A 15,471-nucleotide genomic window follows, 5' to 3' on the forward strand; every position below is an offset into this window, starting at 1 on the left:
TCCTCTGCGGGTTCGTGGTCCCGGCCGTCCACTGACGACCGGGCGTGCTCCACGCTAGTGCCGGGCGCCGCACGGCACACCCGTCCGCGGGACGGACTCGGCTCGTTCTCGAGAAGGAGCACCGACGCGCACGTGGTACCCCGGTACTACGGGCCGCAGGCAGACGAAAGGCCCCATCGCATTGAGCGATGGGGCCTTTCAATGTTCTTGTGCCGCTTAGGCCTTCGTGAACAAAAGCGCCGCGTTGTGGCCGCCGAAGCCGAAGGCCGTGTTGAGCGCCGCGTTCAGCTCGACCTTGCGGGCCTCGTTCGCCGCCACGTCCAGGTCCAGGGCCGGGTCCGGGTTCTCCAGGTTGATGGTCGGAGGGATGACCCCTTCGACGATCGCCAGGATCGTCGCGATCGACTCGACCGCGCCGGCCCCGCCGAGCAGGTGCCCGGTCATGGACTTGGTGCCGGTCAGCACCGGGTGGTCGCCGACCTCGCGCTTGACGCCCTTGACCTCGGCCATGTCACCGACCGGGGTCGAGGTGGCGTGCGCGTTGACGTGGCCGATCTCCTTCGGGTCGATGCCGGCCTGCTTGATCGCCGCCGCCATCGCCCGGCCGCCGCCCCGGCACTCCGGGTCGGGCTGGACCATGTCGAAGCCGTCGGAGGTCAGGCCGGAGCCCGCCACGACCGCGTAGATCTTCGCCCCGCGCGCCTCGGCGTGGTCGCGGCGCTCCAGGATCAGGGCGCCGCCGCCCTCGCCCATGACGAACCCGTCGCGGTCGCGGTCCCAGGGCCGGGAGGCGTGCGTCGGGTCGTCGTTGCGGGTCGACATCGCCTTCATCGAGGAGAACCCGGCCATCGGCAGGCCGCCGATGACCGCCTCGGCGCCGCCGGCGATGACCACGTCGGCGCGGCCGACGCGGATCATGTCGGCGGCCCAGGAGATCGCCTCGGCCGAGGTGGCGCACGCGCTGGTGGGGGCGTGCACGCCGGCGCGGGCGTGGTACTCGAGGCCGACCACGGCCGCGGGGCCGTTGGGCATGAGCATAGGCACGGTGAACGGGGAGACCTTGCGGGCGCCGCTCTCCTCCAGGATGTCGTCCTGGGCGAGGAGCGTCAGCGCCCCGCCGATGCCGGAACCGAAGACGACGCCCAGGCGTTCCTTCTCGAGGTCGTCGTTCAGCCCCGCGTCATCCCACGCCTGCTGAGCCGCGACGAGCGCGATCTGCTCGGAGCGGTCGAGACGGCGCAGCCGGACCCGGGGCAGGACCTCGGACGGCTCCACCGCCAGCTCGGCGGCGATGCGGCAGGGAAGTTCCTGCGCCCATTCGTGCTCGAGCAGGTGGACGCCCGACCGACCGGCCACGAGTGCTTCCCAGGTCGACGCCACGTCCCCGCCGAGCGGGGTGGTCGCGCCGAGCCCGGTGACGACTACCTCAGTCACATTCAGCCCTTTTCGATGAAGGAGACGGCGTCGCCGACGGTCTTCAGGTTGGCGACCTCGTCGTCGGGGATCTTCACGCCGAACTTCTCTTCGGCGGCCACGACGACCTCGACCATGGCGAGCGAGTCGACGTCCAGGTCGTCGGTGAAGGACTTGCCGTCGGCGACATCGTCGGGGTTGACGCCCGCGACCTCTTCGAGAATGTCGGACAGGCCTTCGCGGATCTCGTCACGAGACAGAGCCATGAGTTATTTCCTCTCGATAATTACGGGCAGCGGATGACTTGCCCGGCGTAGGTGAGTCCGCCGCCGAATCCGAACAGGAGGATCGGGGCGCCGGAGGCCACCTTGCCACTTTGAACCAACTTCGACAGCGCCAGCGGCACCGATGCCGCGGACGTGTTGCCGGAGTAGACGATGTCCTCGGCGATGACGCAGTCGTCGCTGAAGTCGAGGCGCTTGGCGATGCCCTGGATGATCCGCAGGTTCGCCTGGTGCGGCACGAAGGCCGCGAGCTCGTTGACCTTCAGGCCCGCCCGCTCGGCGACCTGCTCGATGAGCGGCGCGAGCTGGGTGGTGGCCCACCGGAACACGGTCTGGCCGGCCTGCTTGATGTACGGCACGTCCTCCTCGATGCGGATGACGTCGCTCATCGACGGCTCCGAGCCCCACAGGACCGGGCTGATCGCCTGCTCCGGGTCGTCGGTGCCCTCGACGATGACCGCGCCGGCGCCGTCGCCGAAGAGGACGCACGAGGAGCGGTCCTCCCAGTCGGTGACCGCGCTGAGGCACTCGGCGCCGATCACGATGGCGCGCTTGGTGCTGCCGACCCGGATGGCCATGTCGGCCTGGGCCAGCGCGTACTCGAAGCCCGAGCACGCGGTGTTGATGTCGATGGCCGCCGGGGCGCCGATGCCGAGGGCGTCGGAGACGCGGCAGGCGGTGTTGGGGCACAGGTCCTTCGCCGAGACGGTGGCGACGATGACCATGTCGATGTCCTCGGCGGTGAAGCCGCCGTTTGCCATCGCGTTCCGGGCGGCCTCGATCGCGAGGTCCGCGACCTTCTGGCCCTCGGCGGCGATGCGGCGCTCCTTGATGCCGACACGCGAGACGATCCACTCGTCGTTCGTGTCGACCATCTCGGCGAGGTCGGCGTTGGTGAGGATCTTCTCCGGCTGGTAGTGCCCGACGCTGACGACGCGCGATCCGTTGACGCTCACTCGGCTCCTTCGTTCGAGTCGGATTCGGCCTGCGCGCCGTGTTCGGCGGCGAGGTGAAGCTCGTCGGGCGTGTTCACGTTGACGCGCTCCACGCCCTTGAGCGCCCGCTTGGCGAGGCCGGTGAGCGTACCTGCAGGCGGCAGCTCCACGACCGCCGTGACGCCCATGTCTTCAAGCGTACTCATGCAGGCGTCCCACCGGACCGGCGACGTGACCTGGGCCACGAGCTGGTCGAGGGCCTGGCGGCCGGAGGCCACGGGCTTGCCGTCGCGGTTCGACAGCAGCGTGCGGACCGGGTCGGCGACCTCGATCTCGGCGGCCGCGGCCTCGAGCGCCTCCTGCGCGGGGGCCATGTGCGGGGTGTGGAAGGCGCCGGCGACCTTGAGCGCGATGACGCGGGCCTTCTCAGGCGGGTTGCCGGTGAGCTTCTCGATGGCGGCGACCGGTCCGGCGGCGACGATCTGGCCGGCGCCGTTGCGGTTGGCGGGCCAGGCGCCGGCGTTCTCGATCGCGGCGAGGACGTCCGCTTCGACGCCGCCGAGGACGGCGGCCATGGTCGTCGGCTCGATCGCGCACGCGGCGGCCATCTCGCGGCCGCGGACGGCGGCGAGCTGCACGGCGGCCTCGGGGGAGAGGACCCCCGCGAGGGCGAGCGCGGTGAGTTCGCCGACGGAGTGGCCGGCGACGACGCTCGCGGCCGATACCGGCAGGTACTCGGCGGCGAGGAGCCCGGCGGCCACGAGGAGCGGCTGGGTGTTCGCGGTGTCGGTGATCTCGGCCTGGTCGGCGGCCGTGCCGAGGTGCACGAGGTCGAGCTGGATGAGGTCGGACCAGGCGCGCAGGCGGGCCTCGGCGGCGGGGTCGTATTCGATCCACGGCGTCAGGAACCCGGGCTTCTGCGAGCCCTGCCCGGGGGCGAGAATGGCAAGCACACTAAGACTTTCGCATCGACAACAGGAGATACGGGAGCAGTCGGAGGACTGAAAGCCCGTTCGGTTCTTGTAGGGAATCTACAACACTCGTTGTCAACTGCGAGAACGCCGGGTGCCCGAAGCGTTCTCCAGGCGCCCTATGGTCAACCCCACACGGAGGACGAACGCCTCATGCGGTTCGGTGGGGGAGAAACCGGTCACCTCCTGGATGCGGCGCAGGCGGTACCGGACGGTGTTGGGGTGGACGTACAGCTCGCGGGCGGTGCCCTCGAGGACGCCGCCGGAGGCGATGAACGCGTCCATGGTCTCCAGCAGCTCGCCGCCCGCGCGGCGCAGCGTCAGGTAGACGCTCTCGCGCAGGGCCCGACGGGCCTCCTCGTCGCCCGCGATGGCCCGCTCCGGCAGGAGCTGCGTGGCCGTGACGGGCCGGGGCGCGTCGGGCCAGGCCGGTGCGGCCCGGTGGCCGGCGACGGCTGCGAGCGCGGACGTGGAGGCGTCGGCGAGGCCGCTCACGGTGGGGCCCACCACGACCGGGCCGTCACCGAACTGCCCGGTGAGCTTCTCGACGATCTCGACGGGCTCTTTGACGCCGCCGAGGAGGAGCACGAGGCGGGCGCCGTGGACGCCCGCGAGGATGTCGAGCCCGAGCCGCCTGGCGGCGCGCTGGACGGAGTGGAGCACGAGGGTGGCCTCGCCGCCGGGTGTGGCGCCGCAGACGACCGTGATGGTCTGCGTCTCGGACCAGCCGAGGGCGGCGGCGCGGGAGATGAGCTCGTCGGAGTTGTCGCCGCGCAGGAGCGCGTCGACGAGCATCGCCTGCAGGCGCGCGTCCCAGGCGCCGCGGGTCTCGGCGGCGCGGGCGTACACGCGCGCGGAGGCGAACGCGATCTCGCGGCTGAAGCGCAGCACCGATTCGCGCAGCTGGTCGGTCTCGCCTTCGGCGGCGAGCTGGGGCACCTGCTCCTCGACCACGTCGATGACGACCTGGATGAGGGCGACGGTGTGCTGGAGGCTGATCGCGCGGGCGAGCTCGACGGGGGCGGCCTCGAAGACCATGTCGGAGGTGCCGAGGTCTTCGCCGCCGTTGCGCAGCCATTCGAGGAACTGCCGCACGCCCGCCTGCGCCACCAGGGTGACCATGGAGCGCTGCTCGGCGGGGAGGTCGCGGAACCAGGGGAGGCGTTCGTCCATCCGGGTGAGCGACTGGGTCGTCAGCGCCGACGAGGAGCGTTCGATGTTCTGAATGGTCGTGGCCAGATCCATGCCCTATAGCCTGCCAGACGTGGCGAGCGCCGCGCATGGCCGTCTGTCGGAATAGCTCGGCCGCCACTACTGTTGCGCGGAAGAGCACGAAGAACCGACGACAGAGAGGCGGCCCTATGGCCACGGTTGAGCTGACCAAGGACAACTTCGAGGAGACCGTCACGGGCAACGGCATCGTGCTGGTGGACTGGTGGGCGGACTGGTGCGGCCCGTGCAAGATGTTCGCGCCCACCTTCGAGGCGTCGAGCGAGAAGCACCCCGACGTCGTCTTCGGCAAGATCGACACCGAGGACCAGCCGGAGCTCTCGGGCGAGGCCGGGATCCAGTCGATCCCCACGCTCATGGCCTTCCGCGACGGCATCCTCCTCTACAGCCAGCCCGGCGCGCTCCCGCCGGCCGCGCTCGAGGAGATCATCGGCAAGGTCAAGGAGCTCGACATGGACGCCGTGCGCGCCGAGATCGAGAAGGAAGAGGCCGAGGACCACGACCACGAGGGCCACGCGCACTAGGCAGACCTACGCCCCGCGGCGGCGGGCCGCGGGCGGCAGACGCGAACGGGCGGGACGCTGATGCGTTCCGCCCGTTGCCGTTCCGCTGGAACACAGGCGGGGCCGCGAGCATTCGCTCGCGGCCCCGCCTGTGTTCGCTCTTTAGGAGTCCCCGCCCGCCTCGCCGGCTTCGGCGGCGGTCGGGTCGGTGATCTGGTACTTCGCGGCGGCCTGGGCGGCCAGCTCCGGCTTGACCTCGCCGCGGGCGGCGAGCTGCTGGAGGGCGGCCACGGTGATCGACTCGGCGTCGACGTTGAAGTGGCGGCGCAGCGCCCCGCGGGTGTCGGAGTGGCCGAAGCCGTCCGTGCCCAGCGAGGTGTAGTCGCCCGGCACCCAGCGGCTGATGAGGTCCGGGACGGCCCGCATGTAGTCGCTGACGGCGATGAACGGCCCCTCGGCGCCCGAGAGCTTCGAGGTCACGTACGGGATCCGCTTCTCGGCCTCCGGGTGGCGGAGGTTGTGGCGGTCGGCCTCGACGCCGTCGCGGCTCAGCTCGGTCCAAGAGGTGACCGACCAGACGTCGGCGGCCACGCCCCAGTCCGCTTCGAGCAGCTCCGCGGCCTTCACGGCCCAGGACATGCCCGAACCCGAGGTCAGCAGCTGTACTCGCGGGCCCGAGCCCTGGGCGGTCTGGACCTTGTGGATGCCCCGGAGGATGCCCTCGACGTCCACGTTCTCGGGCTCGGCCGGCTGCACGATCGGCTCGTTGTACACGGTCATGTAGTAGAAGACGTGCTCGCCTTCGCCGTACATGCGGCGCAGGCCGTCCTGGACGATGTGCCCGATCTCGTAGCCGTACGCCGGGTCGTACGAGACGACCGCCGGGTTGGTGTGCGCCAGGAGCAGCGAGTGGCCGTCCTCGTGCTGCAGGCCCTCGCCGTTGAGCGTGGTCCGCCCGGCGGTGGCGCCGATGAGGAAGCCGTTCGCCAGCTGGTCCGTGGCGGCCCAGATCGCGTCCGCGGTCCGCTGGAACCCGAACATCGAGTAGAAGATGTAGAACGGGATCATCGGCTCGCCGAGCGTGTCGCCCGCCGTGCCCGCGGCGGTGAACGCGGCCATCGAACCGGCCTCGTTGATGCCCACGTGCAGCAGCTGGCCCTGCTCGGACTCCTTGTAGGAGAGGAACAGGTCGCGGTCCACCGACAGGTACTGCTGGCCGTGCGTCGACCAGATCTTCGCGGTCGGGAACATCGCGTCCATGCCGAACGTGCGGGCCTCGTCGGGGATGATCGGGACCCAGCGCTTGCCGGTCTCCTTGTCCCGCATGAGGTCCTTGAGCAGGCGAACGAGCGCCATCGTGGTGGCGGCCTTCTGCTTGCCCGAACCGCGCTTGGTCGACTTGTACGCCTCCTCGCCGGGCAGGCTCAGCGGGATGACCGTGTTGCGGCGCTTGGGGATCGCCCCGCCGAGGGCGGCGCGGCGGGCCTTCAGGTACTCGTCCTCGGCCGAGCCGGCCTCGGGCTTGACGTACGGCGGCAGGTACGGGTTGGCCTCGAGCTGCGCGTCGGTGACGGGCATCTCGAGCGCGTCGCGGAAGCCCTTGAGGTCGTCGAGCGAGAGCTTCTTCATCTGGTGGGTCGCGTTGCGGCCCTCGAAGGTCGAGCCCAGCTTGTAGCCCTTGACGGTGTGCGCGAGGATCACCGTCGGCTGGCCCTCGTGGTCCATCGCGGCCTTGTACGCGGCGTAGATCTTGCGGTCGTCGTGGCCGCCGCGGCGCAGGTTCCAGATGTCGTCGTCCGACAGCGGCTGCGCGAGCGCCTTGGTGCGGGTGTCGCGGCCGAAGAAGTGCTCGCGGATGAACGCGCCCGACTCGGCCTTGAAGGTCTGGAAGTCGCCGTCGGGGGTGGTGTTCATGAGGTTCACCAGCGCGCCGTCGGCGTCGGCGGCCAGGAGCGGGTCCCACTCGCGGCCCCACATGACCTTGATGACGTTCCAGCCCGCGCCGCGGAAGTACGACTCGAGCTCCTGCACGATCTTGCCGTTGCCGCGCACCGGGCCGTCGAGGCGCTGGAGATTGCAGTTGACGACGAAGGTGAGGTTGTCGAGCTCGGCTCCGGCCGCGAACTGCAGCGCGCCGCGCGACTCGACCTCGTCCATCTCGCCGTCGCCGAGGAAGGCCCAGACCTGCTGCTTCTTGGTGTCCTTGAGGCCGCGGTCGTCCATGTAGCGGTTGAAGAGCGCCTGGTAGATCGCGTTGATCGGGCCGAGGCCCATCGACACGGTGGGGAACTGCCAGTAGTCGGGCATGAGGCGCGGGTGGGGGTAGGACGGCAGGCCGCCCTGGGGGCGCGAGACCTCCTGGCGGAAGCCGTCGAGGTCGTCCTCGGTCAGCCGGCCTTCCACAAAGGAGCGGGCGTACATGCCGGGGGAGGCGTGGCCCTGGAAGAAGATCTGGTCGCCGCCGCCCTCGTGGTCGCGGCCGCGGAAGAAGTGGTTGTAGCCGACCTCGTAGAGGTTCGCCGCGGAGGCGTACGTCGAGATGTGGCCGCCCACGCCGATGCCGGGTCGCTGCGCGCGGTGGACCGTCATCGCCGCGTTCCAGCGCACGAACGAGCGGATGCGGTGCTCGACGGCCTCGTCGCCGGGGTAGTGCGGCTCGGCCTCCACCGGAATGGTGTTCACATAGTCGGTGCTCGTGGACGCCGGTACGCCGATCTGGCGCTTGCGGGCGTGCTCGAGCAGTCGCTGCATGACGTAGCGGGCACGGGTGCGCCCGCCGCCGTCGAGGAGGCCGTCCAGGGATTCCAGCCACTCGCTGGTCTCCCCAGGGTCAGTGTCCGGTCCTTGGGTCGGCAATCCGTCACTGATGGGCGGCCGGTTCTGTTCCGTGGTCACGGGCGATCCCTCGTTCTAAGACTGCGGCTTTGCAGGGTTGCTCTTCAGGCAGCAGAGTGTCATCGTTTTCTACCATCCTCCCTTGAATCTACCGCGAGCATCGTCGACCCACCCGCCTTGATGCGACCGCGCCCACACTCCCCGAAGCTGTGAAACGCGCTCACCTGCGGCGCTGTGAAAGCCGTCTCGGCAAGCGGGATCACGGGCATGTGAACGTGTCCGCACGAAGCCCCTTCGGCGGCTTTGCGAACCGCTCGGGGCCCGCTTTTGCCGCGTGCGCGAGATCTGGATATGCCACGCCTCATATGTTCTACTTCATATGCTGTGCAGAGCAGAGCGGGACGCTCTGGCAGAACTAACCAGTGGAGGGGAAGCAGTGAACGCTCCGAGCAGCCCGGTGGACTCATCGAGCGTGGTGCAGCGACTCGGACTCGACGGCGTCGAGTCCGTCATGGAGATCGGCTTCGACACCGACGTCGACGCCGCCCTGCGCAGCGCCGTCATCGAGGCCGTCGGGGAGCTCCTCGACGAGGACTCCGACGAGATCGTCGGGGCGGTGCTCCTGTGGTGCCGCGAAGAGGACGGCGACCTGGTCGACCTCCTCCTCGACGCCCGCGACCCGCTCGCCGACGACGGCGTCGTCTGGCTCCTCACCCCCAAGGCCGGGCGGCCCGGCCACATCGAGCCCGCCGACATCGAGGAGTCCACGACCCTCGCCGGTCTCAAGTCGACGAAGACCCTGCACGCCTCCCCGGACTGGGTCGCGTCCCGCATGGTCGTCGCCCGCCGCTGAGCGCGGCGCAGACGACGCCGACGAGGCGGCGCCGTGGAGCGGCGCTGACAGGCGGCGCTGAGACGTGGCGCGGACTCGGGGCGGGCGCGGTGACGCGCGCCGCGGCCTGCCGCTAACGTTCAGCGCGTCAGGTACCCATGGCCCTCGCCGAGGGCCGCACCGCGAGGAGCGCGCATGCCGATCGAGACCGGAACCAAGGCCCCCGCCTTCACCCTGAAGGACCAGAACAACCAGGAGGTCAGCCTCGCCGACTTCCTCGGCGAGAAGAACGTCCTGCTCGTGTTCTACCCGTTCGCGTTCACCGGCGTGTGCGAGGGCGAGCTGTGCGGCATCCGCGACAACCTCGACGCCTACCAGAGCGACGACGTGCAGGTCCTCAGCGTCTCCGTCGACTCCCCGTTCGCCCACAAGGTCTGGGCGCAGCGCGAGGGCTTCGAGTTCCCGCTGCTGTCCGACTTCTGGCCGCACGGCGAGGTCGCCCAGGCCTACGGCGTCTTCAACGACGAGAAGGGCATGGCGAACCGCGGCACCTTCGTCATCGACAAGCAGGGCGTCGTCCGCTTCGCCGAGATGAACATGCCCGGTGAGGCCCGCGACCAGGGCGCCTGGCAGAAAGCCCTCTCCGAGCTGGCGTAACGGTCCACCGAAGGGCCGCCGGGGCGAACCCGGCGGCCCTTCGCGCGTCCGCGGAAGAAAAGCCGCGCAACGGGGCGACTCGGCGGCGGGTCCATCGCGTAGTAGCGGCGACGACTCCGACCTGATGGGGATTCCCGTGCTGCGAAAGCCAGTAGGCGCCTTCGTTCTGACCGCCATCGTCCTCGCCGCCGCCTCCGGCTGCTCCTGGTTCCAAGGCGAGGAGGAGGGCCTCGACATCGCGGCCTACGACGACCGCATCACCGAGATGTACAACGAGAGCAACCGCCTCAAGGCCGAACTGGACGCCGCCGAGACCCGGATCGTCCAGGACTGCCTCGAAGCGCAGGGCTTCGAACTCCACGACCCCGCCGAGTTCGAGAGCTTCGTGCCGACCGAGCGCGAGACCTTCGTCGGCGGCGCGCCGCACGAGGACTTCCTGCCCGAGGTCGCGGACGCCGAGCGCCGGGGCTTCTGGCACTGGACCGCGGTCCCCGGCGCCCAGGAAGCCGAACCCGAACTGTACGGCGAATGGCTCATCGAGCAGGAGGCGTTCCTGACCGAGTCGTTCTCGGCCGGGTTCGCCGAGGAGATGGTCCAGGGCATGGCGGGGGAGGAGACGGAGCTCGACGAGTTCTACCTGCAGGAACCCGAGGATCAGTTCGCCTGGTACACCGCGTACGCGGGCGAGGACTGGGCCGCTTACCAGTACCCGGAGCTGACGGGCGCGGAAGAGGACGGCGGCGACGAGTCCTTCGGCGCGCCGCGTCCCGAAGGCTGCTACCTCGAGATGGTCGAAGCCGTCTACGGCGAGCTCACGCCGGTCGAGAACGAGGAGGACGGCTTCACCGACTGGATCGCCCGCCCCGAAGCGCCGGCCGGTGACGGGCAGGCGCTGCACGAGCGGTACCAGGAGCGGATGGACGACAGCGGCGCCGAATCCGACCTCCTCGACTGCCTCGACGAGCGCGGCGCCGCCGGCTGGGAGTTCGAGTCCGGCCGCCTCCAGGTCCGCGAGTACCTGGTGGCCGCGGGCGAACTCGCGGTGACCGACGACGGCGGTTCGACCGACGGCCCCTGGCCCGAGATCCCGGCCGAGACCCCCGCCGTGGACGACGTCGCCGGCTGGCTCGCGTTCGAGCGGGCGCTGGCGGTCGACTTCGCCGAGTGCGGCGACGCATCCGGCTACGGGGAGGCCGCCGACGCGGCCTGGGCGCAGGCGCAGCTGCGGTACTACCTCGACATCGAGGACGAGACGTACGCGTGGCAGGAGGAGATGAAGGGGTACCTCGAGCAGGCCCAGGAGGTCATCGGGGAGTGACCCCCGGCTCGCCCCAAGGGCTGAGGAACACGTATGTGACCGTCGGGTAGCGCTCGCGCAGGCGGGCCTCGAGCTCGCGGCAGCCGCGCTCGATCGCCTCGCCGGTGGCGCTGTCGCGGAAGTCGATCTTCGCGGCGATCATCACCGAGGTCGGGCCGAGCTGGAGGGTCAGCAGGTCCAGCACGGCCGCGATGTCCTCGCCTGCCTCGAGCTCGGCGCGGACGGCCTCGCGGAAACGCGGCGGGAGGCTCTTCCCGATCAGGAGCGAGATGTTCGCGTGGCCCAGCACCACGGCGACCGCGAGCAGCAGCACGCCGATGAGGATCGAGGCGGCCCCGTCGTACAGCGGGTCGCCGGTGGCCTCGGTGAACAGCAGGCCGGTCGCGGCCAGGCCGAGGCCGATGAGCGCCGCGAGGTCCTCGAGGAACACGGCCTTCAGACTCGTGTCGGGGGTGTGGCGCAGGAGCGTCCTCGGGCTCACCGACCACCGCTTCGACTCGCCGCGCAGCTGCACGACGGTCCGCGCGAAGGAGATCGCCTCGAGGACGAACGAGATGCCCAGGACCATATAGGACAGCAGGTGGTCGTCCGCGGGTTCGTCGTGGAGGGAGTGGAAGCCGTGCGTGATCGAGAACAGGCCGCCCGCCACGAATGTGAACGCCGCCGCGAGCGCGGCCCACAGGTACGCGGTGCTGCCGTAGCCGAAGGGGTGCGCCGCGTCCGGGGCCTTGGCGCTGTTGCGCAGCGCGACGTAGAGCATCATCTCGGTGACGGTGTCCGCCATCGAGTGCGCGGCCTCCGAGACCATCGCCGCCGATCCGCCGAGGACGCCGGCGATGAGCTTCGCGATCGTGATGCCCAGGTTCATGAGAGCGGCGACGAGGACGGTCAGGACGCTCGCCGAGTTGACCTCCGCCGCTTGATCGCTCACGGATTCGAGCCTAGGCGAGCCGGGCGGGGCGCGGTGCGATTGGGCGCCAACGGGCGCTGAGACGGGGTCGGCGCCACGGCGGCCGGCCGACGCGAAAGGGCCGGGCGCGGTCCTCCCGCGCCCGGCCCCGCCGGCGGCCTAGCCTTCGGCGTTCTCGTCCAAGTAGCCCCATTCGCCCACGTTGTAGAAGACCCGCATGGTGGTCGCCCAGTTGTCGCGCACGTTCACGACGTCCCGGTTGACCATGACCAGCTGCGGGGTCCACGCCAGCGGCAGCTGCACCGCGTGGTCGAGGGAGATCTGCGCGGCCCGGTTGTTGAGCTCGGCGGCCTTGTCGCGGTCGAGGGTGGTGGCGAGCTCGGCGACGATGGCGTCCACTTCGTCGTCCTGGAAGCCGGTGTGGTTGCCCTCGCCCCAGTAGTCGGCGGCGGAGGACGCGAAGAGCGGGGTCTCGATCCAGGAGAAGAGGATGAGGTCCCAGTCGCGGGCCTCGAGCACCGTGTTCAGCTCCCCGCCGGGGATGGGGTCGGTCTTGACGTCGATGCCCAGGTCGCCGAGGTAGGTGATGACGAGGTCCTGGATGATCGGCGTGAAGGCCTCGCCTTCGATGCCGGTGCGGAAGCGCAGCGAGACGGGCTCGCCCTCGGGGGTGAGGAGCGCGTCGCCGTCCCAGGTGTACCCGGCTTCGGTGAGGATCGCGCGGGCCGCCTCCTGGTCGCCCGAGCCGAGGCCGGAGTCGCCGATCTGGTCGGTGTGGTACTCCGAGCCGGGGCGGAAGAGCACGTTGGTCATGGTCTCGGTGTCCTCGAACGCGGTGCCGTAGGCGCGGGCGTTGATCTCATCGGCGTTGATCGCGGTGAAGACCGCGCGGCGCAGCGGTTCCTCGGCGAGAAACGGGTTGTCGAAGTTCGCGTCGATGTGGGACCAGCCGGACTGCGGCGCGACGCTGTACTTCAGTTCGGGGTCGGCGGCGAGCTGGTCGAGGATCTCGGGGTCGAAGCTGGCGGGCGCGGCCCCGTCGACGGTGCCCTGGCGCAGCTCGGTGGCCATGGCGTCGGCGCCTTCGATGTACTTGAGCGTCAAGGAGTCGAGCGTGGACTGCTGGGAGCCGGTCCACTCGGGGTTCGGCACGTACTTCGCGTAGTCGCCGAGCGCGCCTTCGACCATTTTGAACGGTCCGGCGCTGTAGTCCAGCGGCGGGTTCTCGGAGAAGTCGGCGACGGACGCGGCCATGACCTCGGGGTCGGTGCGCCAGTCGGCGTGGCCGCGGGCCTCGGCGATGTGCGCGGGGTGGGTGATGACCTGCGCGGCGTACCACTCGGCGTCGAGGTAGCCGTCCTGGTAGGTGACGACGATCGTGTCGCCCTCGCCCTGCTCGATCGAGGCGATGTGGGAGCCGTACTCGGTGGCGGGGGTGCAGCCGGCGCACTGGGCGTCGTCGGTGGAGGTGGCCTTCCAGTGCCAGAGGAAGTCGTCGAGGCCGATCGGGGTGCCCTCGCCCCAGGTGGCCTCGGGCTTGAGATGGTAGGCGACGGTGAGGGGGGCTTCCGAGAGGAGTTCGGGGCCTTCGGAGTAGATGCCGTCGTTGTAGTGGATCTCGCCGTTCTGGTCGTAGGTGAAGACCGTGGGGCGCAGGGGTTGGTTGATGATCGATGTGGAGAGGCTGGAGCCGTAGATGTCGGCCTGGCCCCAGGCCTCCCATTTGCCGCCGACGGCCCAGACGAGGTCGCCGCCTTCGGCGCGCGGCCCGGAGTTGCACGTGGTCGGTTCGGTGAGGCAGTCCTCGAAGCCGACGCCGGTCTCGGCGGGTTCCTCACCGCCGCAAGCGGTCAGAACGAGGATGAGGGCGGCGGCGGTGGCGGCGAGGGCGGTGGCTCGGCCGCGTAGCTTTTTGGGCATAGCAGGCTCTTTCGCGTTATTCAGGGGGAAGTTCTTACAGGCGACATCACACCATATTGCCGTCTGAAATGGAACTCTAGTAAAACGATAGGAATACTAGCTTCTCGGCGCGGCAACCGCCAACATCGTCCGGTCATCCCATCGCCTTCGCGTCGAAATCGTTATCCGTCACATCTATCCAACCCTTTATCTATGGGTTAGATTTTGCCTTGTCTTAACTCGCGTCGGCGGCCCGCCGGCGTCCGAACCCCCACACCGCAAGGAGGCGGAAGACATGGTGGACAAGGCTTATTGGCGAAGGGGCGTCGCCCTCGGCGCCACGGCGCTGCTCGGCGCGGCGGCCCTGGCCGCGTGCGGCGGAGGCGAATCCGGCGACGACGGCACCCTGAAGATGGTCGTCTGGGGCGGGGACCTCGACAAGGAGACCTACCAGGCCCGCATCGACCTCTTCGAGGCCGAGAACCCCGACACCAAGATCGAGCTGCAGCTCATCCCCTCGGACCAGTACGCCCAGAAGGTCCAGACGATGATCGCCGGCGGCGACGGGCCCGACATCATGCAGGTCGCCGAGAACGTCAACTCCTACTCGTCCAAGAGCCAGCTCCTGCCGCTCGACGAGTACATCGACGAGTCCGGCCTCAACATGGAGGAGCGCTTCGGCCCCGTCGGCTCGCTCTACACCTACGAGGACAAGACCTACGCGATCCCGGACCGCTCCGGCGCGATGATCCTGTACTACAACAAGGACCTCTTCGACGCGGCCGGCGTCGAGTACCCGACCGCCGAGTGGACCCAGCAGGACGCCCAGGCGGCCATGGAGAAGCTGACGATCCCCGGCGAGCAGTGGGGCTTCTCCGGCGCGGGCTGGTGGGCCCAGTGGTGGAGCTTCGCCTACCAGAACGGCGGCCAGATCATCGACGACAGCGGCAAGCCCGCCGTCAACACCCCTGAGGTCGTCGACGCCCTGCAGTGGGCCAACGACCTCCAGTACAAGTACCACGTCGCGCCCACCGCGGCCGAGTACGCGGACATGGGCCCGGACATGGGCGGCGACCCCGCCTTCGCCGCCGGCACCGTCGCGATGAACGCGACCGGCTTCTGGGGCATCGGCGGCCTCCTCGAGTCCGACATCAACTGGGGCATCGCGCCGCTGTGGCGCGGCCAGGAGCAGGCCGTCTCGGCCTTCGGCTCCGGCCTCTCCATCACCCGCGACAGCGAGAACCCCGAGAAGGCCTTCGAGGCCATCGACTTCCTCACCGACACCGCGGCGCAGGAGGTCATCATCGACAAGGCCCAGGACGTCCCGGCCAACATCCAGGTCCAGCAGTCCGACGCCTTCCTCAAGCCCGAGTGGGCCCCCGAGGGCCTGAACATGGGCGCCTTCGGCGAGTCCTCCAGCTTCATCTTCCGCGCCCCGTTCATCCCGGAGTGGAACGAGATGCAGGCGACCTTCGACGACAACCTCGGCACCTTCTGGAACGAGGGCGGCGACGCCAAGACCGAACTCGACAAGATCCAGACGCAGCTCGAGTCGGTCATCGAGTAGGGGACACAACCCAATGTCGTCGAACGTCATCGGCGAAGCCCCCGGCGCGGCGCGCTCTGCGCGCCGCGCCGGCCGGCGCCGCCCCCCCAAGATGTCCCGCCCCCGCAAGAAGGAAGC

13 protein-coding genes are annotated in these 15,471 nt (G+C 69.7%); 5 read left to right on the forward strand and 8 right to left on the reverse strand.

All coding sequences use genetic code 11. The features are described 5' to 3' along the window. Positions 1 to 216 precede the first annotated feature (216 nt). The 5 genes from fabF to J5V16_RS01075 form a co-directional block, all read right to left on the reverse strand. A complete protein-coding gene (fabF, locus tag J5V16_RS01055) occupies positions 217 to 1,440 on the reverse strand; it encodes a beta-ketoacyl-ACP synthase II (protein WP_243900640.1) in 1,224 nt (407 codons plus the stop codon). After that, positions 1,437 to 1,673: an acyl carrier protein gene (locus J5V16_RS01060; protein WP_363528385.1), complete on the reverse strand. Its 237-nt coding sequence runs from the start codon at positions 1,671 to 1,673 to the stop codon at positions 1,437 to 1,439. Before J5V16_RS01060 ends, fabF begins: the two co-directional genes overlap by 4 nt. A 26-nt stretch (positions 1,674 to 1,699) precedes the next feature. Then, complete coding sequence (locus J5V16_RS01065; protein ID WP_208494106.1) at positions 1,700 to 2,653, reverse strand: beta-ketoacyl-ACP synthase III; 954 nt, start codon at positions 2,651 to 2,653, stop codon at positions 1,700 to 1,702. Continuing rightward, the gene (locus tag J5V16_RS01070; protein ID WP_208494107.1) at positions 2,650 to 3,585 is read right to left on the reverse strand and encodes an ACP S-malonyltransferase; all 936 of its coding nucleotides are present in this window, start codon (positions 3,583 to 3,585) and stop codon (positions 2,650 to 2,652) included. The genes J5V16_RS01065 and J5V16_RS01070 overlap by 4 nt, the downstream gene beginning before the upstream one ends. A 93-nt stretch (positions 3,586 to 3,678) precedes the next feature. Continuing rightward, positions 3,679 to 4,848: a PucR family transcriptional regulator gene (locus J5V16_RS01075; RefSeq protein WP_208494108.1), complete on the reverse strand. Its 1,170-nt coding sequence runs from the start codon at positions 4,846 to 4,848 to the stop codon at positions 3,679 to 3,681. Between the two features lie 116 nt (positions 4,849 to 4,964). On the opposite strand from J5V16_RS01075, the gene trxA reads away from it, so the two are divergent. Then, positions 4,965 to 5,357: a thioredoxin gene (trxA, locus tag J5V16_RS01080; protein WP_208494109.1), complete on the forward strand. Its 393-nt coding sequence runs from the start codon at positions 4,965 to 4,967 to the stop codon at positions 5,355 to 5,357. Between the two features lie 141 nt (positions 5,358 to 5,498). On the opposite strand, the gene aceE is transcribed toward trxA, so the two are convergent. Then, positions 5,499 to 8,231 (reverse strand): pyruvate dehydrogenase (acetyl-transferring), homodimeric type, encoded by a 2,733-nt coding sequence (gene aceE, locus J5V16_RS01085; RefSeq protein WP_208494110.1) that lies wholly within the window; start codon positions 8,229 to 8,231, stop codon positions 5,499 to 5,501. Between the two features lie 376 nt (positions 8,232 to 8,607). Between aceE and J5V16_RS01090 the strand changes: the two genes are divergently transcribed. From J5V16_RS01090 to J5V16_RS01100, 3 genes are all read left to right on the forward strand, one after another. Next, positions 8,608 to 9,024, forward strand: coding sequence for a DUF3052 domain-containing protein (locus J5V16_RS01090; protein WP_307792828.1), 417 nt, complete (start codon positions 8,608 to 8,610; stop codon positions 9,022 to 9,024). 174 nt (positions 9,025 to 9,198) lie between these two features. Beyond that, positions 9,199 to 9,660 carry a peroxiredoxin gene (locus J5V16_RS01095; RefSeq protein ID WP_208494112.1) on the forward strand — a complete coding sequence of 154 codons (462 nt, stop codon included), beginning with the start codon at positions 9,199 to 9,201 and terminating at the stop codon, positions 9,658 to 9,660. A 136-nt stretch (positions 9,661 to 9,796) separates the two neighbouring features. Next, positions 9,797 to 10,978 carry a hypothetical protein gene (locus tag J5V16_RS01100; RefSeq protein ID WP_208494113.1) on the forward strand — a complete coding sequence of 394 codons (1,182 nt, stop codon included), beginning with the start codon at positions 9,797 to 9,799 and terminating at the stop codon, positions 10,976 to 10,978. On the opposite strand, the gene J5V16_RS01105 is transcribed toward J5V16_RS01100, so the two are convergent. After that, the gene (locus J5V16_RS01105; protein ID WP_307792829.1) at positions 10,965 to 11,909 is read right to left on the reverse strand and encodes a cation diffusion facilitator family transporter; all 945 of its coding nucleotides are present in this window, start codon (positions 11,907 to 11,909) and stop codon (positions 10,965 to 10,967) included. The two genes, J5V16_RS01100 and J5V16_RS01105, sit on opposite strands and share 14 nt — an antisense overlap. Positions 11,910 to 12,047: 138 nt before the next feature. Next, entirely contained in the window at positions 12,048 to 13,808 is a 1,761-nt protein-coding gene (locus tag J5V16_RS01110; RefSeq protein ID WP_208494114.1) for an ABC transporter substrate-binding protein, read from the reverse strand. A 274-nt stretch (positions 13,809 to 14,082) separates the two neighbouring features. Between J5V16_RS01110 and J5V16_RS01115 the strand changes: the two genes are divergently transcribed. Beyond that, positions 14,083 to 15,354, forward strand: coding sequence for an ABC transporter substrate-binding protein (locus J5V16_RS01115; RefSeq protein ID WP_208494115.1), 1,272 nt, complete (start codon positions 14,083 to 14,085; stop codon positions 15,352 to 15,354). Positions 15,355 to 15,471 lie beyond the last annotated feature (117 nt).

This window comes from Glycomyces niveus (genome assembly GCF_017592475.1).
Lineage (GTDB): Bacteria > Actinomycetota > Actinomycetes > Mycobacteriales > Micromonosporaceae > Glycomyces > Glycomyces niveus.

What these genes read in the sequence shown, in the direction of transcription:
- J5V16_RS01110 (WP_208494114.1), bottom strand. Translation starts at nt 13,808, where the DNA reads ATGCCCAAAAAGCTACGCGGCCGAGCCACCGCCCTCGCCGCCACCGCC.
- trxA (WP_208494109.1), top strand. Translation starts at nt 4,965, where the DNA reads ATGGCCACGGTTGAGCTGACCAAGGACAACTTCGAGGAGACCGTCACG.
- J5V16_RS01095 (WP_208494112.1), top strand. Translation starts at nt 9,199, where the DNA reads ATGCCGATCGAGACCGGAACCAAGGCCCCCGCCTTCACCCTGAAGGAC.
- J5V16_RS01075 (WP_208494108.1), bottom strand. Translation starts at nt 4,848, where the DNA reads ATGGATCTGGCCACGACCATTCAGAACATCGAACGCTCCTCGTCGGCG.
- J5V16_RS01115 (WP_208494115.1), top strand. Translation starts at nt 14,083, where the DNA reads ATGGTGGACAAGGCTTATTGGCGAAGGGGCGTCGCCCTCGGCGCCACG.